19 protein-coding genes are annotated in these 19474 nt (G+C 61.9%); 3 read left to right on the forward strand and 16 right to left on the reverse strand.

Features of this window, described 5'->3' with window-relative positions; all coding sequences use genetic code 11:
• The 7 genes from K0H47_RS19425 to K0H47_RS19455 form a co-directional block, all read right to left on the reverse strand.
• On the reverse strand, positions 1–3108 hold a 3108-nt coding region (locus tag K0H47_RS19425; RefSeq protein ID WP_257626706.1), incomplete at its 3' end, for a DUF6531 domain-containing protein.
• Positions 3109–3282: 174 nt separating this feature from the next.
• Positions 3283–4044, reverse strand: a complete 762-nt coding sequence (locus K0H47_RS19430; protein WP_063031571.1) for an SDR family oxidoreductase — start codon at positions 4042–4044, stop codon at positions 3283–3285.
• Positions 4037–4837 (reverse strand): SDR family NAD(P)-dependent oxidoreductase, encoded by an 801-nt coding sequence (locus K0H47_RS19435; RefSeq protein WP_219273441.1) that lies wholly within the window; start codon positions 4835–4837, stop codon positions 4037–4039. Before K0H47_RS19435 ends, K0H47_RS19430 begins: the two co-directional genes overlap by 8 nt.
• On the reverse strand, positions 4830–5651 hold the full coding sequence (locus tag K0H47_RS19440; RefSeq protein ID WP_219273442.1) for a molybdenum cofactor biosynthesis F family protein: 822 nt from the start codon (positions 5649–5651) through the stop codon (positions 4830–4832). Before K0H47_RS19440 ends, K0H47_RS19435 begins: the two co-directional genes overlap by 8 nt.
• An 86-nt stretch (positions 5652–5737) precedes the next feature.
• Positions 5738–6397 carry a helix-turn-helix transcriptional regulator gene (locus K0H47_RS19445; RefSeq protein WP_177070553.1) on the reverse strand — a complete coding sequence of 220 codons (660 nt, stop codon included), beginning with the start codon at positions 6395–6397 and terminating at the stop codon, positions 5738–5740.
• Positions 6398–6447: 50 nt separating this feature from the next.
• A complete protein-coding gene (locus K0H47_RS19450) occupies positions 6448–6813 on the reverse strand; it encodes a cupin domain-containing protein (protein ID WP_003209872.1) in 366 nt (121 codons plus the stop codon).
• Between the two features lie 119 nt (positions 6814–6932).
• Positions 6933–8231, reverse strand: coding sequence for an FAD-binding oxidoreductase (locus K0H47_RS19455; RefSeq protein ID WP_063031561.1), 1299 nt, complete (start codon positions 8229–8231; stop codon positions 6933–6935).
• A 195-nt stretch (positions 8232–8426) separates the two neighbouring features.
• Here K0H47_RS19455 and hpaR (K0H47_RS19460) point away from each other — a divergent pair, with 195 nt between their 5' ends.
• On the forward strand, positions 8427–8849 hold the full coding sequence (gene hpaR, locus K0H47_RS19460) for a homoprotocatechuate degradation operon regulator HpaR (protein ID WP_003209875.1): 423 nt from the start codon (positions 8427–8429) through the stop codon (positions 8847–8849).
• A gap of 142 nt (positions 8850–8991) precedes the next feature.
• Here hpaR (K0H47_RS19460) and hpaI read toward each other — a convergent pair whose 3' ends face one another.
• From hpaI to K0H47_RS19500, 8 genes are all read right to left on the reverse strand, one after another.
• Positions 8992–9792: a 4-hydroxy-2-oxoheptanedioate aldolase gene (gene hpaI, locus K0H47_RS19465; RefSeq protein WP_063031559.1), complete on the reverse strand. Its 801-nt coding sequence runs from the start codon at positions 9790–9792 to the stop codon at positions 8992–8994.
• A gap of 18 nt (positions 9793–9810) precedes the next feature.
• Positions 9811–10614: a 2-oxo-hept-4-ene-1,7-dioate hydratase gene (gene hpaH / locus K0H47_RS19470; protein WP_219273443.1), complete on the reverse strand. Its 804-nt coding sequence runs from the start codon at positions 10612–10614 to the stop codon at positions 9811–9813.
• Positions 10615–10624: 10 nt separating this feature from the next.
• Positions 10625–11929 carry an MFS transporter gene (locus K0H47_RS19475; protein ID WP_076016041.1) on the reverse strand — a complete coding sequence of 435 codons (1305 nt, stop codon included), beginning with the start codon at positions 11927–11929 and terminating at the stop codon, positions 10625–10627.
• A 50-nt stretch (positions 11930–11979) separates the two neighbouring features.
• On the reverse strand, positions 11980–12372 hold the full coding sequence (locus K0H47_RS19480; RefSeq protein ID WP_219273444.1) for a 5-carboxymethyl-2-hydroxymuconate Delta-isomerase: 393 nt from the start codon (positions 12370–12372) through the stop codon (positions 11980–11982).
• A 142-nt stretch (positions 12373–12514) separates the two neighbouring features.
• On the reverse strand, positions 12515–13372 hold the full coding sequence (hpaD, locus tag K0H47_RS19485) for a 3,4-dihydroxyphenylacetate 2,3-dioxygenase (protein ID WP_017478949.1): 858 nt from the start codon (positions 13370–13372) through the stop codon (positions 12515–12517).
• 170 nt (positions 13373–13542) lie between these two features.
• Positions 13543–15003: a 5-carboxymethyl-2-hydroxymuconate semialdehyde dehydrogenase gene (hpaE, locus tag K0H47_RS19490; RefSeq protein ID WP_218264522.1), complete on the reverse strand. Its 1461-nt coding sequence runs from the start codon at positions 15001–15003 to the stop codon at positions 13543–13545.
• Positions 15004–15008: 5 nt separating this feature from the next.
• Positions 15009–15779: a fumarylacetoacetate hydrolase family protein gene (locus K0H47_RS19495; RefSeq protein ID WP_218264515.1), complete on the reverse strand. Its 771-nt coding sequence runs from the start codon at positions 15777–15779 to the stop codon at positions 15009–15011.
• Complete coding sequence (locus K0H47_RS19500; protein WP_219273445.1) at positions 15776–16441, reverse strand: fumarylacetoacetate hydrolase family protein; 666 nt, start codon at positions 16439–16441, stop codon at positions 15776–15778. The genes K0H47_RS19495 and K0H47_RS19500 overlap by 4 nt, the downstream gene beginning before the upstream one ends.
• Positions 16442–16584: 143 nt before the next feature.
• On the opposite strand from K0H47_RS19500, the gene hpaA reads away from it, so the two are divergent.
• Entirely contained in the window at positions 16585–17487 is a 903-nt protein-coding gene (hpaA, locus tag K0H47_RS19505; protein WP_219273446.1) for a 4-hydroxyphenylacetate catabolism regulatory protein HpaA, read from the forward strand.
• An 11-nt stretch (positions 17488–17498) separates the two neighbouring features.
• Here hpaA and K0H47_RS19510 read toward each other — a convergent pair whose 3' ends face one another.
• Positions 17499–18755 carry an OprD family porin gene (locus K0H47_RS19510; protein WP_063031550.1) on the reverse strand — a complete coding sequence of 419 codons (1257 nt, stop codon included), beginning with the start codon at positions 18753–18755 and terminating at the stop codon, positions 17499–17501.
• A gap of 212 nt (positions 18756–18967) precedes the next feature.
• Here K0H47_RS19510 and hpaR (K0H47_RS19515) point away from each other — a divergent pair, with 212 nt between their 5' ends.
• Positions 18968–19390 carry a homoprotocatechuate degradation operon regulator HpaR gene (gene hpaR / locus K0H47_RS19515; protein WP_010175430.1) on the forward strand — a complete coding sequence of 141 codons (423 nt, stop codon included), beginning with the start codon at positions 18968–18970 and terminating at the stop codon, positions 19388–19390.
• Positions 19391–19474 lie beyond the last annotated feature (84 nt).

The raw sequence follows: 19474 nt of genomic DNA on the forward strand, positions 1-19474 counted from the left end.
GGTGCCCCAGCCTTGGTGCTCGGCAGTGAGGCGGTTTTGCAGGTCGTATTCGTAGTGCAGCGGCCAGTGGCCGTCGTCGACGCTGAGGAGGTTGCCGAGGCGGTCGTAGGTGTAATTGACGCTGCTGCCGTCAGGCAGGGTTTTTCTTACGAGGCGCCCGGCCGCATCGCGCGCATAACCGGTAACCAGCTGACTACCATCGTCGCCGTACTCGGTCTTTTCCAGCAGGTGCCCGGCGAGGTCGTAGACGTAGGCAGTGCGGCGGCCATCAAACCCGGTTTCCTGCTGCATCAGGCCGTTGGCGTGGTACTCAAGCCGGTAGGTTTCCCCAACCTCATTTTCGATCTCGGTGAGTAACAACCGAACATTGTCATAGCGGTATTTGAGTTGCGTGCCGTCCGGATTAATCCGACGGCTGATCAGGTGCAGACCGTCGGCATACTCATAGCGCGTAACCCGGCCCAGCTCGTCGCGCTCGGCAGTGATTTTTCCGTAAGGGTTGTAGCTGAATTCGCGAGTGGCACCGCCCGGCTGAATCACTTTCAGCAAGCGACCTACGGCGTCCCACTGGTATTGGGTCAGCGCGCCATGCTCATCCTCGTAAGCAACCTGCCGCCCCAGGTCGTCATAGCGATAACGCCGCACTCCGCCATTCGCCAGCTTCTCCTCAATGAGCTGACCACGCTCGTTCCAGATCAGCCGCTGGCTGCTGTTATCCGGATACCAGACGCCGCTGAGCTTTCCGTGTCGGGTGTAGGTGTATTCGGTGTAATTGCCGTCCGGATCAGTCTTACGGGTGATATCGCCTTGATCGTTACGTTGGTACTTCCAAACCGCGTCACCACGGCGTACAACCCGCACGAACCCGTTGTCATGCTCGTAGGTCGTCGGCGCATCGTCCCCGGGAAACAGCGCAATCAACCGACCGGCTTCGTCGTACTGATACGCCGTCACCGCCCCCAGCGGGTCCTGCTCGACCGTCAGCCGGCCTTTTTCATCGTAGGATTTGAAGTGCTGCGCGCCGTCCGGATCGATCCGCTGCACCAACCGTGCGCGCTGGTCGTGAACGTAGACTTCCTGGCTGCCATCGGCGTTGTGTACGGTGACAGTGCCGTTGTCGTCCCACACATACCGCGTGTCCATCTGCGAAAAGCTGGCCCAGTGGCGGACACACCTTGCAGCCTTGCCAGACCGTTCCCACTCCCAGAAGAAACTCGCCCCACCGGCCAGTTCCCGCTCCAGGATCACCTGTTGATCGTCGTAGCGATAACGTTCGCTTTCGCCGACAGCGTTGGTCGCTTCGATCAACCGCCACGCATCGTCATACTTGTAGGCAACAACGTTCTGCTCAGTAACCCAGCCGAGTTCCCGCTGCACTTGATAGTCGACCGCAACGATGTGTCCACGGTCATACCGCAGCAGCAATCCTTGGCCGACATGGTTATCGATCCGCTGAATTCGTCCGGAATAGTCTCGGGAAATGCGCAGCCGGTTGTCATACGCGTCGCTGATCGACGTCAGCACACCGTTGCGGAAATGGTAGAAAAGCGACGCCTGAGCCAGCACCAGTTCATCGGGCAACGAGCCCAGATAAATCGCCGCTTCCGCCAGGCTATTGGTGATGGCTGGCCGCGCGGCAGAGGGCAGGGGAAACGTGGTGCTGCGGTTTTCGTGATCGGTCCACACCACCGATTCGCCGCTCACCACCAATCGCTGCGCCAGCGAATGACTCCAGCCAAATCCCAAGCCGCAATCCAACTCCACGGCACTGCTGCGATACAACCGCGTCCAGGCAAACGGCAGCACACCTTCCAACGAGCCGTCAGTGAGGGTCAGTAGCTCCTCACCAGTAACCATCGAAACCGGGCAGCCATTGGTTGCGGTCTTATCTGCGGGAGCGGTCGCGTCACCTCCGGGGTTCTTCGCAGAAGCAGGCACATCATCCACAGGCTCCTGCTTCACCAGCGTCGTGCGAGCCGTCGGCTCCCGCACCATCGGCGCCGGATTCGAAACCTGATCTGGACCAACCTTCAACGGCACCGCCGCAGCCTTCACCGGCACGGCATGACTCTGAAGCGATAACGGCTTAAGCACCTCCGCATGCCCATCCAACGGGGCCGTACCACCCAGCTTGGCAATCTGCTCCAACCACTCCCGTGCCTGCCCGGACTTGACCTTGCCCAGCACCTGCGCACCCAGGCGCACCGCCACACCCATGCCACCGGTAGCCCACAGTAACAGCAGGTTGAGCAGCACCTCGGTGGTGATTTCCCCGAGCAACTCAAGCATGTAATGCGGTGGCAGCATGCGCATCCAACTGACCATTGCGGACAGGTAGATGAACAGCAGTGGCTCATCGCTGAGGATCAACAACCCTTTGGCAATCGCCTCATTACTGAGCTGCAGCAGCGCTTCAAGCTCGGCCTGGGAGAGGTACTGCAGCAACTTTTCGCTGTTGGGCCTGATATCCGCCAGCCACTGGTAGAGTTGCGCAATACCGTCCCACAGACCGTAAAGCACGTTGCCAAACCCTTGCGCGTACGCCAGTTGCAGCGAGGTGTAGCGATCGACAAAGCCAGCCTTGGAATAGCTCTCCCATATCGGCCTGAACGTGCTCGTCCACTCGCCACGCAAGCGGCCTTCCAGCGAGCTGATCTCGGACTGATAGGAGGCATACAGCGCCTTGACGTGGTCCCTGGAAACGTTGGGGTAAAAGCTGACCCGGTACTGCCGGTCGACGGTGCACTCGGTGACTTCGAGAATGCCGCTGGGGCCGATGGTTTTGTGGATGGGGTCGCCGAGGGGGCCACCGTCTTGCGCGACTTCCTGCAGCATCACCGGCGTATTACCGATGGGCACGAACCGCGAGCTCTGGAACATATGCACCAGCTTCAACGACGCGTTGGCTTTGCAGGTCGCGACGGTGCTGCTGGGATAAAGAGACCGGGTGATGGGCGCAACCAGCGCAACTTCATCCCCCACCTTGAACACCTGCTCGACATCCAGCGCCGAGAAGCTCCAGAAGCTCTCGGCCCAGGCGTCGTAGGTGTTCAGGCAGTGTGTGAAGTCGTTGAGAACCCCATCGACGTCGCGTGTCTTCGGGTCCATCGCCGCCACGACCAGAAAGCCTATGGCGGGAATCAAGAGGCAGCCCCTTCGGGCTGGGTGTTAATCGAAAATGACATCGGCGTTCCCTCGCACTGTGTGATCAGGCGAGGGACTTTGCAGCGGTTCTCGAGGCGGGGGAGTAGAGGTTATCTGGCCGTTCGGTAGGACGTTTCGTTAAACCTCCGGCAAGGTCGAGCCGCCGTCCACCACCAGCGTTTGCCCGGTGATGTAACCCGCCAGGTCCGATGCCAGAAACAGCATCGCCCCGGCAATATCCGACGGCGCACCCAGGCGTCCCAGCGGCACCCGGCTGGCGATCTGTGTGTTCACCTGGTCATCCCCCAGGTTGCCCATGGCCTGCGTGGCGATCATGCCGGGTTCCACCCCGTTGATTCGCACATTCAAGCTGGCCAGCTCCAGCGCGGCATTGCGAATGAAACCGTTAACCCCGGCCTTCGACGCCGCATAGTGACTCAGGCCCGGAAATGCCACCCTCGGCCCAGTGACTGAAGATGTGACCAGCACGCAGCCCCGACCCTGGCGACGGAACATCGGCAACGCCGCCTGGGTCAGCCAGAACAACGCCGAGAGATTGACCGCCAAGGTGCGGTCGAGCATCGCCGGAGTGATTTCGGCAAAGGGCGTCAGCGGAAAATACCCGGCGTTATGCACCAGAATATCCAGCCGCCCCCAACCTTGTTCCACCCCTGCAATCAGCGCGAAAACCGCAGCCGCATCCGCCAGATCCACAGTCACCGCTTCCACCTGGGCGCCGCGCCCGCACAGCTCCAGCGCGAGTGTGTGGGCCAGTTGCAGATCGGCGATCATCACCCGCGCACCCCGCAGGGCGAAGGCTTCGACGATGGCCCGGCCAATGCCCTGGGCGCCACCTGTGACCAATACGTTGCGGCCAGTGAAGTCCAGGTCTTCATTCATCACGTTGCTCCAGATGCGCATAGGCCAACGTCGGCACATCGACGATGCTCGCCCCCCCGTCCGCCACCAGCGTGGCCCCGGTAATGATCGATGCTTCACTGGAGGCCAGGAAGCGGCACACCCTGGCGATTTCTTCAGCACTGGCGGGCCGGCGCAACGGCACATCGGCGCACACACGGTCATAGGCGCGTTGCAGCGTCTCACCGTGAAAATCCATCAACGGCTGCATTTCTTCATCCGCCATCGGCGTGCGCACCCAGCCCGGGCACACCGCGTTCACCCGCACCCCGCGCGGGCCGTAATCCCGGGCCAGCGAACGGTTGAGTCCAAGCAACGCATGTTTGGCCGTGGTGTAGCCGCACACCTCGGGCCCGGCAGCCAGTGAGGCAATCGAACCCATCAACACGATGTTGCCGGCACTTTCCAGCAGCAGCGGCAGGCACGCACGCGCGCTGTAGAACGCGCTGTCGAGGTTGCTGCGCAGCGCTGCTTCCCAGGTCTGCGGGTTAGTATCGGTGGCGCTGCCCAGGCCGTGGCCGCCCGCACAGGCCAGCAGCACATCAAGACGCCCATAGCGCTGGCGAATCTGCGCGATAAAACCGTCCCAGGTCTGCGGGCAGGCTGCATCACCCACCAGCACCACCCCGCCGGTTTCCCGCGCGACCTGCTCCAGCGGCTCGCGACGACGGCCGATCAGCACCACATGCGCACCCTCGGCGGCGTACAGCCGGGCGCACGCGGCACCGATGCCCGTGCCGGCCCCGGTGATCACAATCGTGCGCGGCTCAGTCATCGGGATGCTCCGTGCGATTGAGCACCTGGCAGTAGGAGCTGATGGGGAAGTTCGACAGCTCATCGAAAGCCGCCCCGGCGTAGCCGAAGATCTTGCCGTCGCTGCGGTGCTGTTGCAGGTCGATCAGCACCAGGCCGAGGGTGGGGATGATTTTTTCGCGCCAGACGAACAGGTACAGCTGGTCGGCGATCTTGTAGTAATCGCAGCGGTCGGTGTCGCAAAGGCCTTGCTCGACGCCCTTGAGGCATTGCCAGGCGTAGAACTGGTGGTTGAGGTAGATGTGCTCGTAGACCTCGCTCGGGCTGTAGCGGTACTGGTTGCGCAGGCCGGTCAGTTCGGTGGTGGGCGCGTGGGGGCACTGGCCGGCTTGCCAGGGGCGGTCGAGACTGCCGTGGAGGAATTCCACTTCCACCGAGGTCAGCGGCTTGCCGGCCAGGGCGCGGCTGTAGAGGCCTTCGCGGGTTTGTTCCTGGGTGGGCATGCGCCCGAGTACGGCGGTGAACGAGGCGCTGACGCTGTCGAGCACCAGGCTGACCGACCAGGCTTGGGCGCCTTCGCGCTTGATGAAATCCACCAGGTATAGGCCGGGGCGCACCGAGGTCGCGCGGTAGGTTGCGCTGCCGCTGGAGTGACCGTCGGCCGCGACCCAGGACAGGCTGTTGCGCTCGAAGCGATGCTCGATCTGCCAGCCATTGGCGAAGTACAGCGTAAAGGTCTTGCCGCTCAGGTCCGCCAGGTTTGGCAGGATGAACGCCTCGGGGGCGAAGCCGTCGGCCAGGGCGCCCACGGTGATCCAGTCAGAAGGGGTGGTCATTTGCGATGCTCCGGTTGGGTGGGTGAACACCTCGGATCATCACTCCCGGGAGCAGGCCCGGGTATCAACCGGATGGTTGAGGCAGGCTACAGAAACAGGCTGCCCACCAGCTCGGTGCGGCTGCTGACGCCGGTCTTGCGAAACAGGTTGATCAGGTGGGTCTTGATGGTGGGCAGGCCGACGTCCAGCTCTCGGGCCAACTGTTTGTTGCTGGCGCCCTGGCGCAACAACAGGGCGATCTGGCGCTCCTTGGGCGTGAGGTCGGTCAATGCATCTTCAGCGGGCTGCATATTCGCCACGGCCAGCTGCAACAAGGTTTGCAGGGCGTTCAACTGAGCCAGTTGCTCGCCGGTAAAGGCGCCTTGATCGGCGGTGCGCAACAACGAAATCGCCGCCTGGGGTTGGCCGTCACGCTGGGCGAGGATCTCCACCACATCCACCACGCCATAGCGCCGCAGAAAATCCCCATAGCGCCGGGTATCCCGCGCCGGCTGGCGGGCCATGGCAAAGCCCAGCGGCACCACCGCCAGGCCACTGGACAGGCAGTTGCGCGGTTGCAACGGGTCGAATTGGCGATAGTTGTCGAGGTAGTCGCGGTGCATTTCGCCGCTCATGCCGTGCAACTGGAAATCCCGGGCTTGCAGCTGGCGGTCGACGCAATAGAACGCGGCCTGGCTGACCGGAATCAAGCGGGTGAAAGCCTGCAGGCACTGGCCGGCGACTTCGTGGGCGGGGAGAGCGTGCATGGGGACACCTGCGCCAAAAGGCTGCCGACGAGTGCCGGCAGCCGGGGTTATCACACCACGGCGAAGTAGTGTTTGACGAAACTTTCGCTGACCACTTCCCACAGCACCGGGGTGCCCTTGGTCACGAACCAGCTGTCGCCGGCCTTGTAGCGGGTGCTCTGGCCGGTGGATTCGTCGGTGAGTACCACTTCGCCGGTGACCACGGTGGCCTGTTCGGCGAAGGGATAGACCATGCGGAACTTGCCTTGGGTGGTGCCGAAATAGGCGCTGCTGACCGGGTCGGTGGGGGCACCGAAAGTCATTTTGCCGAAGGCCCGGACCTCCCCTTCGAGGATGGTCGAACCGAGGTCGGCGACGGTGCCCCAGGCGTCGAGTTCGGATAGCTGGATGTCTTTCTTGAGGGTAACGAGGGTCATGGCAGTTGCTCCTGATGATGAAAGATAGGGGGCGATGGGGGCGCTGGCGTCCTGGATGAACGCGGCGCCCTTGGGTTTTTCGCGAGCAAGCTCGCTCCTACAGGTGTCAGGTGTGGGATTTAGCGGCGGCCGTTCCAATAACCGGAGAGCTGGTGCCAGGACTTGCCGGCGGTGAGCAGCAGCGGGCGGATCGCGTCCTTGCCGATGATGGTCGGGCGGTGGATCGAGCTGACCAGGTCATACCGCGCCGAGCCTTCGCTCATGCCTTCGGCCAGCACCTTGCAGATGATGTGGCTCGGCGTCACGCCGAAGCCCGAATAGCCCTGCACATAGAACGCGTTGCTGCGCCCGGGCAGGGTGCCGATCTGCGGGAACAGGTTCGGGCTGCAGGCCATCGGGCCGCCCCAGGCCAGGTCGATCTTCACGTCCTTGAGGTACGGGAAGATCTTCAGCATCAGGTTGCGGTTCCAGGCTTTCAAATCGCCGGGAATGTGCTCCACCAACGGTGTGGCGGCGCCGAACAGCAGGCGGTTTTCGTGGGTGACGCGGTAGTAGTCGATCACCGGGCGAATGTCGCTGTAGGCCCCGCGAATCGGGCTGATACGGTTGATCAGTTCTTCGGACAACGGCTCGGTCATCATTTGGAACGCGTAGGTGTTGATGGTCGAGCGGTGCAGTTCCGGTTCCAGCTTGTTGAGGAAACTGTCGCAGGCCCACAGCAGCTTGCTGGCCTTGACCGAACCGCGACCGGTGCGCACGGTGATGCGTTCGCCGTAGCTGACTTCCAGCGCCGGGCTGTTCTCGAAAATCTGCACGCCGTGGCCGGCCAGGGCCTTGGCCTCGCCCAGCAGCAGGTTCAACGAGTGCACATGCCCGCCGCCCATGTGCAGCAGGGCGCTGCTGTAGGCGTCGGAGCCGATAATCTGCTTCACGTCGGAACCGCCAAGGAAGCGGATCTCATGCTGGGTGTTGATGGACTTGAAGTCTTTTTCCCAGGCGCGCAGGGTCTTTTCCTGGCGGGCGTTGAAGCCCATGTAGCCGTAGCCATGGCAGAAATCGGCATCGATGTCGTACTTGGCGATGCGATTCTTGATGATGTCGGCGCCCAGGTCGCTGATCTCGAAGATCTGGCGCAGGCCGTCTTCACCCACGTCCTTCTTGATCTTTTCCAGGTCGTGGCCGATGCCGGCCATGATCTGCCCACCGTTGCGCCCGGTGCCGCCAAAACCCAGGTAACGCGCTTCCAGCACGACGATGTTGGTGATGCCTTTTTCGGCGAGTTCCAGGGCGGTGTTGATCCCGGAAAAGCCGCCACCGATGATCACCACGTCGGCTTCCACGTCCTGTTCCAGGGTGGGGAAGCTGAGGTTGTATTTCTTGGTCGCCGTGTAATAGGTCGGCGTTTCGATATTGATCATTGCGCTGCCTGACAGTGAAGAGCTAATGAGTGTATTAAGGCCGTTGGCGCGCGGGATGTCTTGATTCTGTGTGCCGCCGGTTTTGATCCTGCGCGCCAGAGCCTTCGCCGGCTTCACAAGTTATAGCGTGCGGCGGGGAGGAGAGTGTTAGAGTTTCGTTAAAACATTAACTAAATCTATCGTGACCCTGAGCCTATGTTGAAACCCAGACAATCCCTGACCTTGACCCTGTTGCAGGCCCGTGAAGCGGCCATGAGTTTTTTCCGGCCGTCGCTGAATGAGCATGGGCTGACCGAACAGCAATGGCGGGTTATTCGAATTCTCAGCCAGCATGACGAGCTGGAGATTTACCAACTGGCGGAACTGGCGTGCATTCTCAAACCGAGCATGACCGGCGTGCTGGTGCGTATGGAAGCGGCCGGGATGGTGCACCGGCGCAAGGCCGAGCAGGATCAGCGGCGGGTGCTGGTGACGCTGGCGGAGAAGGGCAAGGCCAGTTTCGAGTCGATGAGCCAGTGTATGGAGGAGAATTATCAGCGGTTGCAGGAGCAGTTTGGGGAGGAGAAGTTGCAGGTGTTGCTGGGGTTGCTGGATGAGTTGAAAACCATCAAGCGTTGAATCACGGTAGATGAGTAACAGGTGATCAAAATGTGGGAGCTGGCTTGCCTGCGATGCAGGCGCCTGGGGGTGTCAGGTACACCGAGGTGATGCTATCGCAGGCAAGCCAGCTCCCACAGTTGATCTCTGTTGTTTGACGGGGTTAGTACACGCCGCCGGTAGTGGCTGGTGCCGCAGTGTCTTTGAACTTCGCAGCCAACCCCTGCAACCCGCGCATCAACACCGTCGTATCCACCCCCACCGCCACAAACACCGCCCCCAACTCGATATACCGCCGCGCCAGTTTCTCATCCGCACTCAAGATCCCCGCCGCCTTGCCAGCCTGTTGAATCCTGACGATGGCGTCCTCAATCGCCGCCTGCACCTCGGGATGCCCGGGATTCCCCCGATGCCCCATGGCCGCACTCAAATCCGCCGGCCCGATAAACACTCCGTCCACCCCTTCAACCGCCGCAATCGCGTCCAGGTTGTCCAGGCCTTCACGGTTCTCGATCTGCACCAGCAGGCACATCTGCGCATCCGCTTCATCCAGGTAACCCGGAATGCTGTTCCAGCGCGAAGCCCGTGCCAGTGCACTGCCAACGCCCCGTACGCCAAAGGGCGGATAACGCACGGCCCGCACTAACTGCTGAGCCTGTTCTGCCGTCTCCACCATCGGCACCAACAGCGTCTGCACGCCGATATCCAGCACCTGCTTGATCAAAGCCGTATCGCCGATCACTGGGCGAATAACCGGTTGGCTGTCATAAGCCGCGACGGCCTGCAACTGGCCGAGCATACCGCGCAGATCATTGGGCGCGTGCTCGCCGTCGATCAGCAGCCAGTCGAACCCGGCATTCGCCGCCAGTTCGGCGCAATAGGCGTCAGCCAAACCGAGCCACAGGCCGATCTGGGTTTCGCCACGTTGCAGGCGCTGCTTGAAGCGGTTGATGGGCATGTCCATGAATTAGTCCTCCAGTTGTCAGACAAAGCGGCAGGAGATGGAACCGAGCATGTCGTAGTCGACATGGAAGGTGTCGCCCGGATTCGCCGCCACCGGGCGGGTAAACGAGCCGCCGAGGATGATCTGGCCGGGTTGCAAGGTGACGTCGTACGGCGCCAGTTTGTTCGCCAACCACGCCACGCCCTTGGCCGGGTGGTTGAGCACGGCAGCCGACACCCCGGACTCCTCGATCACCCCGTTGCGGTACAACACCGCCGGCACCTTGCGCAGGTCGATCTCGGTGGGGCGTACGGCGCGGCCGCCCATCACCACGCCGGCGTTGGCGGCGTTGTCGGAGATGGTGTCGAACACCTTGCGCGTGGCGTTGGTGTGCGGGTCGATCTGCTGGATACGGGCGTCGATGATTTCCAGGGCCGGGATCACCCATTCGGTGGCGTCCAGCACGTTGAAGATCGTGCAGTTCGGCCCCTTGAGCGGCTTGCCGAGGATGAACGCCAGCTCCACTTCCACCCTTGGCACGATGAAACGCTCGAACGGAATATCGGTGCCTTCGTCGAAGAACATGTCATCGAGCAGGGCGCCGTAATCCGGCTCGGTGATGTTCGACGACACCTGCATCGCCCGGGACGTTAGGCCGATCTTGTGCCCGACCAGCTTGCGCCCGTCCTTGATTTTCTGTGCCACCCAGGCGCGCTGGATGGCGTAGGCGTCTTCAATCGTGATGTTCGGGTGTTCCAGGGAAAACTGGCGCACCTGTTCACGGGAACGCTCAGCCTGGTCGAGGCGGGCGGCGGCTTGCTGGATGTGGGCTTGATCAAGCATGACGAAATCTCTACTGGGGATTGACGATGGCAGCGTGGGTGCGCAGCACCAGCAGGCCGCCGAGGGCGATAAGCAGCGCCAGCACATACAAGGCCAGGCTCGCGCTTTGGGTGGTGTCGCGCATCCAGCCGATCAGGTAGGGCGCGAGGAACGAGGCGATACTGCCGAACGAGCTGATCAGCGCGATGCCGGCCGCCTGGGTGCTGTTGGACAGGAACGCCGGCGGCAGTTGCCAGAACATCGGCAGCGCAGCGCTGGCGCCCATGCCGGCCAGGATCAGACCGCCCAGCACCAGGGTCGGATTGGTGGGGGAGAGCCCGGCCACTGCGATGCCGATGGCCGACATCAACAACGGCACGCACAGGTGCCAGCGGCGTTCGCGGTTGCGGTCGGATGAACGCCCGCAGCCGATCATGAAGAAGCACCCGGCCAGGTACGGCACGGCGCTCAGCAGGCCAACCTGGCTGTCGCGGCCGATGCCGGCGCCGTGGATCAGGGTGGGCATCCAGAACGCCAGGGTGTTCACCGCCAGCATCACCGCGAAGTACACCGCCACCAGCAGCCACACCTGCGGGTCACGCACGATGCCGCCAAAGGAGGTAATGGATTTGCGCTGTTCTTCACTGCTCAGTTGCTCGCGCAGCTGTTGCTTCTGTGCCGGTTCCAGCCACTTCACGGTTTCGAAGCTGTCGGGCAGGTATTTCAGAACCACCAGACCGAGCAGCACCACCGGGGCGCCTTCGATCAGGAACATCCACTGCCAGCCCCGCAGTCCGCCGAAATCATGGAAATGCTCCAGGATCGCACCGGACAACGGCCCGCCGACCACACCGGCCATGGGCACGGCAATCGCAAACAGTGCAGTGACTTGCGCCCGGCGCCGGGCCGGGTACCAGCGGTTGAGAAACACCAGGATCCCCGGGAAGAAGCCGGCTTCCGCGACCCCCAGCAAAAAGCGCAACACGTAGAAACCGGTAGAGCTTTCGATCCACAGCATGCTGGTGGACAGCACGCCCCACACCACCATCAGGCAGGCGATCCAGCGCCGTGGCCCGACCCGGTCCAGGGCCATGTTGCTCGGCACGCCGAACAGCGCGTAGGCGATGAAAAACAGGCCGGCACCGAGGCCGTACACCGTGTCGCTGAAGTGCAGGTCGGTACTCATCTGCATCTTGGCGAAGCCGATGTTGATCCGGTCCAGGTGGGCAAACAGGTAGCAGATCAGCAGCAACGGCATCAGTCGCCAGGTGACGATGCTGTGGGTGCGCTGATGTTCGATCAGGGTGGTGCTGTCGGCGGTATTGGCTGTGCTCATGATGTTGTTCTTTTTTGTTTGAGTGCCATGGGCGGAAAGGTGGGCTGTGGTCAGCCCGCCTGGTTCTTCAGGAATGCGTGCACGTTGTTCTGCTTGAAATTCAGCTCGGGGTGCAGCTCGATCATCTCGAACGACAACGCCAGCAGCCGTTGGGATTGCAGCTCGGCGAAGTGTTCGGTGATGACCTTGAACAGGGCTTCGGCGATCGTCTTGCGGGTTTCCAGGTCGCGCCCGTGGCCGACCTTGAGGGTCATGTGGACGAAGGCGTAGTCATGCTTGCCGTTGGCCATGCGCCAGGTGTCCAGGCGCACCCCGCGACTGCGAATGCCCCCCAGGGGAAACACGCCGCTGTCGCCCAGCACGGCGTGAACCTGCTCGAACAAAACGGGCAGGTTGGCTTGCTGTTCGAGGTTGTCGGTGTATTCGGCGATGAAGTGCGGCATGTGTATCTCCTCTTAAGGTGAGGTGCGGCGAATGCCTTGTGGGAGCTGGCTTGCCTGCGATGGCTTCAACTCGGTGAGACAGATACACCGAGGTGCCTGCATCGCAGGCAAGCCAGCTCCTACAGGTGATTTTTACCAAGGCTCATAAAGGGAAAATGGCATTGATCTGGCCGGTGCCCGAGCTGCCGAATGGCTGGGTGATGATCTCGGCCGGCTGGTTGTAGTCCGGCCCGCCCAGCAGTCCCAGGAGCATCGCGGTGTCGTGCATCTTGCCTTCGCCGAAGCAGTGCTCGGCGTAGTCCGGAAGCATTGCGCAGAACTCCTTGAAGCGGCCCTGCTTCCACATTTCCACCACGTGCAGGTCCATCTGTTTGTCGAATTCACGGGTCCAGTTGTGGATGTTGGCTTCGGCTTCGCGGTCGTCGGAGAAACGGTGGGAGAGGGAACCCGAGGCCAGCACGAGGACCTTGCGGTCGCTTTTCTCGATGGCCCGGCGCACGGCGGCGCCAAACGCGAAGCTGTCTTCCAGCCGGTGCCAGGCGCACCAGGCGGCGATGGAGATCACGTCGAACTTCTGCTCGTCCGGCACGCCCATGTGCATGTAGCGCATCGGCACCAAGGTGCCGTATTCCAGCTCCAGGCTCGGGATGTTGTGGGCCATGGTGCGCACGCCGGCCAGGTTGGCCTCGGCGGCGATCAACTCGCCCAGCTCCGGGCAGCCCGGGTACTCGTACTCCATGTTCTTGATGAAGTGCGGCAGCTCGTTGCTGGTGTAGGTGCCCTTGAAATGCTCGCCACAGTTGACGTGATAGCCGCTGTTGACCAGCCAGTGCACGTCGAACACCACGGCGGTGTCGGCCCCCAGCTCACGGGCGCGCCGCCCGATTTCCTTGTGCCCGGCGATGGCTGCTTCGCGGCAACCGTGGTGCTTGCCGGGCAGTTCCGACAGGTACATCGAGGGAACGTGGCAGATCTTCGCGGCCAGGACGACTTCGCCCATGATGATTCTCCTGAATAATTGTTTTTGTCTTGGAAGCGTGTTGTCAAAGATCAAATGTGGGAGCTGTCGAGCCCCAGCGAGGCAGCGATGGGATCACCGCGCTGTATCTGGCAGACCGTAGCGCCTGCATCGCAGCCTCGCTGGAGCTCGACAGCTCCTACAGGGATCGCTCAAACACCCCAGCGCGGGATGTGATGGCTGCCCATGGAAATGCACACGTTCTTGATCTCGGCGAACACTTCGAAGCTGTATTGGCCGCCTTCACGGCCGGTGCCGGAACCTTTTACCCCACCAAACGGCTGGCGCAAGTCCCGCACGTTCTGGCTGTTGATGAACACCATGCCGGCTTCGATGCCGTAGGCCAGACGATGCGCCTTGCCGATGTCCTGGGTCCAGATGTACGACGCCAGGCCGTACTCGGTGTCGTTGGCCAGTTGCAGCGCTTCGGCTTCGTCCTTGAACGGGATCAGGCACACCACCGGGCCGAAGATCTCTTCCTGGGCGATGCGCATCTGGTTGTTCACATCGGCAAACACCGTGGGCTGGATAAACTGCCCGCGGCTCAAGTGCGCCGGCAGGTTGGCCGGGCGTTCCAGGCCGCCGGCCAGCAGGGTGGCGCCTTCCTCGAGGCCAATCTTGATGTAGCCGGTGACCTTGTCATAGTGGGCCTGGGTGATCATCGAGCCGACCTGGGTCTTCGGGTCCTGTGGGTCGCCGACGATCAGGCGCTTGGCGCGGGCGGCAAATTCGGCGACGAATTGCGGGTACACGCTCTCCTGAATGAAGATCCGGCTGCCGGCGGTGCAGCGTTCACCGTTGAGCGAGAAGATGGTGAACAGTGCCGCGTCGAGGGCGCGGTCCAGGTCGGCGTCTTCAAAGATCAGCACCGGCGACTTGCCGCCCAGTTCCATGGAGTACTTTTTCAACCCGGCGGTCTGCATGATTTTCTTGCCGGTAGCGGTGCCCCCGGTGAAGGAAATCGCTCGCACGTCCTGGTGGCGCACCAGTGCATCACCGGCGGTGGCGCCGTAGCCCTGGATTACGTTCAGCACGCCGTTGGGGATCCCGGCTTCGACCGCCAGGCGTCCCAGTTCATTGGCCGTCAGCGGCGACAGCTCGGACATTTTCAGCACCGCAGTATTACCCAGCGCCAGGCACGGCGCAGTCTTCCAGGTGGCGGTCATGAACGGCACGTTCCATGGCGACACCAACGCACACACACCCACCGGCTGGTAAAGCGTGTAGTTGAGCATCTGGTCGTCCACCGGGTAACTGTGGCCGTCCATGCGGGTGCAGACTTCGGCGAAGAAATCGAAGTTGTGAGACGCCCGTGGAATCAGCACGTTCCTGGTCTGGTGGATCGGCAGGCCGGTGTCGAGGGTTTCCAGCTCGGCCAGGTGCGGCACGTTCTGTTCGATCAGCTCACCGAGCTTGCGCATCAAGCGGGCACGTTCCTTGGCCGGTGTGCCTGCCCACTTCGGAAAGGCTTCCTTGGCTGCTGCAACGGCCTGCGCCACTTCCTCGGCACCGCCGCTGGCCACTTCACCGATGGCTTCGCCGGTGGCCGGGTTGTAGTTGATGAAGGTGTCTTTGCTTTCGACCTCACGGCCGTTGATCCAGTGTTTGATCATGTTGCTCAAGCCTCTTTCCGGACGGAGAAGAATTCCGCCTCGCTGATAATTCGGTTAACCAGGCGGCCGACGCCTTCCACTTCCACGATCACTTCATCTCCCGGCACCACATCGGCCAGGCCTTCCGGCGTGCCGGTGGCGATCATGTCGCCGGGCTGCAGGGTCATGAAGCTGGACAGGTATTCGATCAAATACGGGATGTCGAAAATCATGTCCTTGGTGCTGCCTTCCTGGCGCAGTTCACCGTTGATCCAGGTGCGCAGCTTCAGATTGCTTGGATCTGGCACGTCGGCGACGTCGACTATCCATGGGCCCACCGGCGTGGTGGCGTCACGGTTTTTCACCCGCAGGTTGGGGCGGTAGTAGTTTTCCAGGTAGTCGCGGATCGCGTAGTCGTTGCACACCGTGTAGCCGGCCAGATACTCCAGGGCGTTCTCGCGCTTGACGTTGCGCGCCGGTTTGCCGATGACCGCCACCAGCTCGCACTCGTAGTGCATGTAGGCGACGTTGTCCGGGCGCCAGGTCACCTGGTTGTGGCCGGTGTAGGTGCCGGGGGACTTGATGAACGCCAGCGGTTCGGTCGGCGGTTTGAAGGCCAGTTCGGCGGCGTGGTCGGCGTAGTTCAGGCCCAGGGCGAACATGCTGCCGGTGGCTGGTGGAAGCCATTCGACCTGGTCTTCGGCCAGCAGGCGACCGTCGGCCAGGCGCACGGCGTTCTCAGCGTCGACCTGTACCGAATGAACTTCACCTTCAAAGCGAATACGCGCGTGTTTCATGACAGCTCCTCTGCCTTGATGTGGTTGACCAGGCGGCCCAGGCCGCTGATCTCGACTTCAACCGTGTCGCCGGGTTGCACATCCACACGGTCTTCGGGAGTGCCGGTGATCAGCACATCGCCCTCGTGCAGGGTCATGAACTCGCTGATCTCGGCGATCAACTGCGGGAGGCTGCGCACGAAGTTGGCGGTGGAGTTTTGCTGGCGCAGCTCACCGTTGACGAACAGCTTCACGCTCAGTTGGTGCGGGTTGGCAACCTGGTCGCGGGCCACCAGTTCCGGGCCCAATGCGCAGAAACCGTCCCGGCATTTGGCTTTCACCGCCGGGCGGTAGTAGCTGTCTTCCGGCAGGCTGAACTCGTTGATGATGGTGTAGCCGGCCACATGCTCCAGGGCGTTTTCGACGCTGACACGGCTGGCGGTCTTGCCAATCACCACGCCGAGTGCCGGGCCCGGTTGCAGGCGTTCACCCTGAGGGTGCAGCACCACGCCGTCGTGACCGTTGCGGGTGTTGGGCGTCTTGATGAACAGCACCGGCTTCACCGGCGGTTTCTGGTAGGGCGCTTGTTCGAATTCGGCGAGACGTTGGTTCAGCAACCCCTGGTAGTTCAGCGCAACGCCGAACAGGGTGCCGTTCGCAACATCATGCAGGGCACGGCTCATGCTTTTCTCCTGGCAGTGGCGGGGCAGACTCGGGCCTGCTCCGTGGGATATTCGTTAACCTGTTAACGTTATAATTAAGATGTTAACTATCGTCAAGCGTGGCAATATTTCAGGGCACTCAAAACAACAAAGAGAATGCAGTGATGAGCGATCGTCAGCCGATCCCCAACATCAACATCGGGCAGGTCTACGACCAGCGTTACAGCGATGCCGAGGTGCACTACGACCGGCTCGGCAACCTGGCGGGATTTTTTGGGCGGAACATGCCGGTGCATCGTCACGACCGGTTTTTCCAGGTGCATTACGTCAAGACTGGCGCGGTGCGGGTCTATCTGGACGACCAGCAGTACCTCGAATCCGGGCCGATGTTTTTCCTCACGCCGCCGACGGTGGCGCATTCCTTCGTCACCGAAGCCGACGCCGACGGCCATGTGCTGACCGTGCGCCAGCAACTGGTGTGGGCCTTGATTGACGCCGACCCGGGCCTGGCCCCCGGCGCGCAATTGCCGGCGGCCTGTGTGGCGTTGGCGCGGCTGGCACCGGAGTTTCAGCCCGAAGTGCGCCGCCTGGAATTCCTGTTCGATGAGCTGTGCAGCGAGATCAACGCCCAGGCCAGCGGGCGCAGTTCGGCGCTGGACAGCCTGACGCGGCTGATCATGATCAGCCTGCTGCGGCTCTGCGCCAATTCCCTGGAAGCCCGCCCGGCACGCCACGAAGATCTGCGGATCTTCCACCGCTTCAACGAACTGATCGAAGACCACTACCTGCAACACTGGCCGCTGTCGCGTTATGCCGACGGTATCGGCGTCACTGAAGCGCGGCTCAACGAGGTGTGTCGGCGGATCGCCGATCTGCCCTCGAAACGCCTGATCCTCGAACGGCTGATGCAGGAAGCCCGGCGCCTGCTGCTGTTCACCGGCAGCTCGGCGAATGAAATCTGCTACCAACTGGGGTTCAAGGACCCGGCGTATTTCAGCCGGTTCTTCCAGCGCTACGCGCAAATGACGCCGGGGGAATACCGCCAGCGTCAATCGGGGTTGCGTTGAGGTGCCCGGCGTTACCACAGGGCCACGGTGTAGCCGATGATCACCCGGCTTTCGTCGATGTCGCTGGTCAGGCCGTTGCTTGAGCGCAGGGTGGCGTTGCGCAGGCGCACGTTGACGTTCTTCAGCGGGCCGCTTTGCACGGTGTAGACCAGGTCGGTGTCGCGCTCCCATTCCCGGCCGTTGCGCACCGTGGCGGTTTGCGCGTGGCTGCCGTCGACGTAGCGGGTCATGAAGGTCAGGCCCGGTAGGCCGAGGGCGGCGAAGTTGTAGTCGTAGCGCGCCTGCCACGCGTCGGTGTTGGCCTTGGTGAAGATATTGATGGTCACCAGGTTGACCGAGTACGGGTCTTGCCCCGGGAAGGCAAAGTCGCCGTCACCGGAAAGGCTCTGAAAGCCCAGGCCGAATTTGTGTGCGCCCACCGACAGGCTGAACATGCCGTTGAAAAAGCGGTTGTCGATCCGGCCGCCGTCCACGCGGGTAGGGCTGCGCAGCAGTGCGCTGCCTTGCTCGCGGGTGTCGAAGTAGCGCAGGTCGGTGCGCAGGTTCACGCCTTGGGCCAGCGGCAGGTCATGCACCAGGCCGATGAAATTCTGGCGGTAGATGTCCTGCATTTGCGCGTAGTAATAAGTCGCCGCCAGGTGCGGATTGATTGCGTAGGTGCCGCCGGCCAGGTCCAGGTGGCTGCTGGTGACGCCGCCGTAGCTCATGGATTCGTTGTTGGAGGAGTCCCGCAGGTTCTGCTTTTCCAGGCGGCCGACGTTCAACGTCAGGCCGTCGATGTCCTGGGAGGTCACCAGTTCACCGTTGTAGGTCGACGGCAGCAGCCGGGTGTCGTTGTAGGCGGCCACCGGTAAAACCGGTTGCAGGGTGCCGAGCTTGAGCACGGTTTTCGACAGGCGCAATTTGGCGGTCAGGCCCAGTTCGCTGTAGCTGTCGGCCGGCTCGCCGCTGGCGCCAAACGGCAATAACCCGGTGCCACGGCGGTCGCGGCTGGAATCGAGTTTCAAGCCCATTTCACCCAAGGCATCCACGCCAAAACCGACCACGCCTTCGGTGTAGCCTGATTCCAGGCGCAGCACAAAACCTTGCGCCCATTCGTCCGCTTTGTTCTGCGGCGCGTTGGTCTGGCGAAAGTCGCGGTTCATGTAGAAATTGCGCAGGTCCAGGCTGGCTTTGCTGTCCTGGATGAAATCGGCGTGGGCGACCAGAGGGGTAAACGCGGCGCACAGGCCAGCGCTTGCCGCCGTGCGAAAGAGGCACGAATGCATGAGGGGCGTTCCTTTTGTTGTTTTTGTTGGTATGCGCCCTCTGCTAGGTCAGGGGCGGCATATTGTTAACATGTTATCTATAGTCTGAATAGCGGGATTGGCAGGTTTTTTAAAAATCGTTTCTAAATTAATGATTTGTTCCCTGCCTCGGGTTGCATGCACCGGACACCGACTCTAAGCTTCGACGCTTCGACCTTTAATGCGCGTGAACCATGCCCACCCCTAGACCGTCCCTTACGCTCACCTTGCTCCAGGCCCGCGAAGCGACCATGGCGTTCTTCCGGCCACTGCTCAATGAACATGACCTGACCGAACAGCAATGGCGGGTGATCCGCATCCTGCGCCAGCAGGGTGAACTCGAAAGCCACCAACTGGCGCACCTCGCGTGCATCCTCAAGCCGAGCATGACCGGCGTGCTGGGGCGGCTGGAGCGTGACGGTATCGTGCGCCGGCGCAAATCCGCCGAAGACCAGCGCCGGGTGTTCGTCGCCCTGACCGAACAGGGCCAGCAGTGTTTCGTCGACATGAGCGCCGGGATGGAAAGCAACTATCAGAAGATTCAGGAGCAGTTCGGCGAGGAATCCCTGGAGCAATTGATGGAGTTGCTCCAAAAGCTGAAAGGCATCAAACCGTAATATTCAAAAAAATTGGCTGAAGCCTGTCCCTTTTTTTCACGTGGCTGGTCATTCCAGGTAAGTGAACAAAATCGAGAGCTTCTG

The organism is Pseudomonas sp. Xaverov 83 (genome assembly GCF_019352905.1).
GTDB classification, from domain to species: domain Bacteria; phylum Pseudomonadota; class Gammaproteobacteria; order Pseudomonadales; family Pseudomonadaceae; genus Aquipseudomonas; species Aquipseudomonas yamanorum.

What these genes read in the sequence shown, in the direction of transcription:
- K0H47_RS19450 (WP_003209872.1), bottom strand. Translation starts at nt 6,813, where the DNA reads ATGACCCTCGTTACCCTCAAGAAAGACATCCAGCTATCCGAACTCGAC.
- K0H47_RS19445 (WP_177070553.1), bottom strand. Translation starts at nt 6,397, where the DNA reads ATGCACGCTCTCCCCGCCCACGAAGTCGCCGGCCAGTGCCTGCAGGCT.
- K0H47_RS19500 (WP_219273445.1), bottom strand. Translation starts at nt 16,441, where the DNA reads ATGAGCCGTGCCCTGCATGATGTTGCGAACGGCACCCTGTTCGGCGTT.
- hpaE (WP_218264522.1), bottom strand. Translation starts at nt 15,003, where the DNA reads ATGATCAAACACTGGATCAACGGCCGTGAGGTCGAAAGCAAAGACACC.
- K0H47_RS19440 (WP_219273442.1), bottom strand. Translation starts at nt 5,651, where the DNA reads ATGACCACCCCTTCTGACTGGATCACCGTGGGCGCCCTGGCCGACGGC.
- hpaR (WP_003209875.1), top strand. Translation starts at nt 8,427, where the DNA reads ATGTTGAAACCCAGACAATCCCTGACCTTGACCCTGTTGCAGGCCCGT.
- K0H47_RS19480 (WP_219273444.1), bottom strand. Translation starts at nt 12,372, where the DNA reads ATGCCGCACTTCATCGCCGAATACACCGACAACCTCGAACAGCAAGCC.
- K0H47_RS19475 (WP_076016041.1), bottom strand. Translation starts at nt 11,929, where the DNA reads ATGAGCACAGCCAATACCGCCGACAGCACCACCCTGATCGAACATCAG.
- K0H47_RS19510 (WP_063031550.1), bottom strand. Translation starts at nt 18,755, where the DNA reads ATGCATTCGTGCCTCTTTCGCACGGCGGCAAGCGCTGGCCTGTGCGCC.
- K0H47_RS19435 (WP_219273441.1), bottom strand. Translation starts at nt 4,837, where the DNA reads ATGACTGAGCCGCGCACGATTGTGATCACCGGGGCCGGCACGGGCATC.
- hpaA (WP_219273446.1), top strand. Translation starts at nt 16,585, where the DNA reads ATGAGCGATCGTCAGCCGATCCCCAACATCAACATCGGGCAGGTCTAC.
- hpaI (WP_063031559.1), bottom strand. Translation starts at nt 9,792, where the DNA reads ATGGACATGCCCATCAACCGCTTCAAGCAGCGCCTGCAACGTGGCGAA.
- K0H47_RS19430 (WP_063031571.1), bottom strand. Translation starts at nt 4,044, where the DNA reads ATGAATGAAGACCTGGACTTCACTGGCCGCAACGTATTGGTCACAGGT.
- hpaD (WP_017478949.1), bottom strand. Translation starts at nt 13,372, where the DNA reads ATGGGCGAAGTCGTCCTGGCCGCGAAGATCTGCCACGTTCCCTCGATG.
- K0H47_RS19495 (WP_218264515.1), bottom strand. Translation starts at nt 15,779, where the DNA reads ATGAAACACGCGCGTATTCGCTTTGAAGGTGAAGTTCATTCGGTACAG.
- hpaR (WP_010175430.1), top strand. Translation starts at nt 18,968, where the DNA reads ATGCCCACCCCTAGACCGTCCCTTACGCTCACCTTGCTCCAGGCCCGC.
- hpaH (WP_219273443.1), bottom strand. Translation starts at nt 10,614, where the DNA reads ATGCTTGATCAAGCCCACATCCAGCAAGCCGCCGCCCGCCTCGACCAG.
- K0H47_RS19455 (WP_063031561.1), bottom strand. Translation starts at nt 8,231, where the DNA reads ATGATCAATATCGAAACGCCGACCTATTACACGGCGACCAAGAAATAC.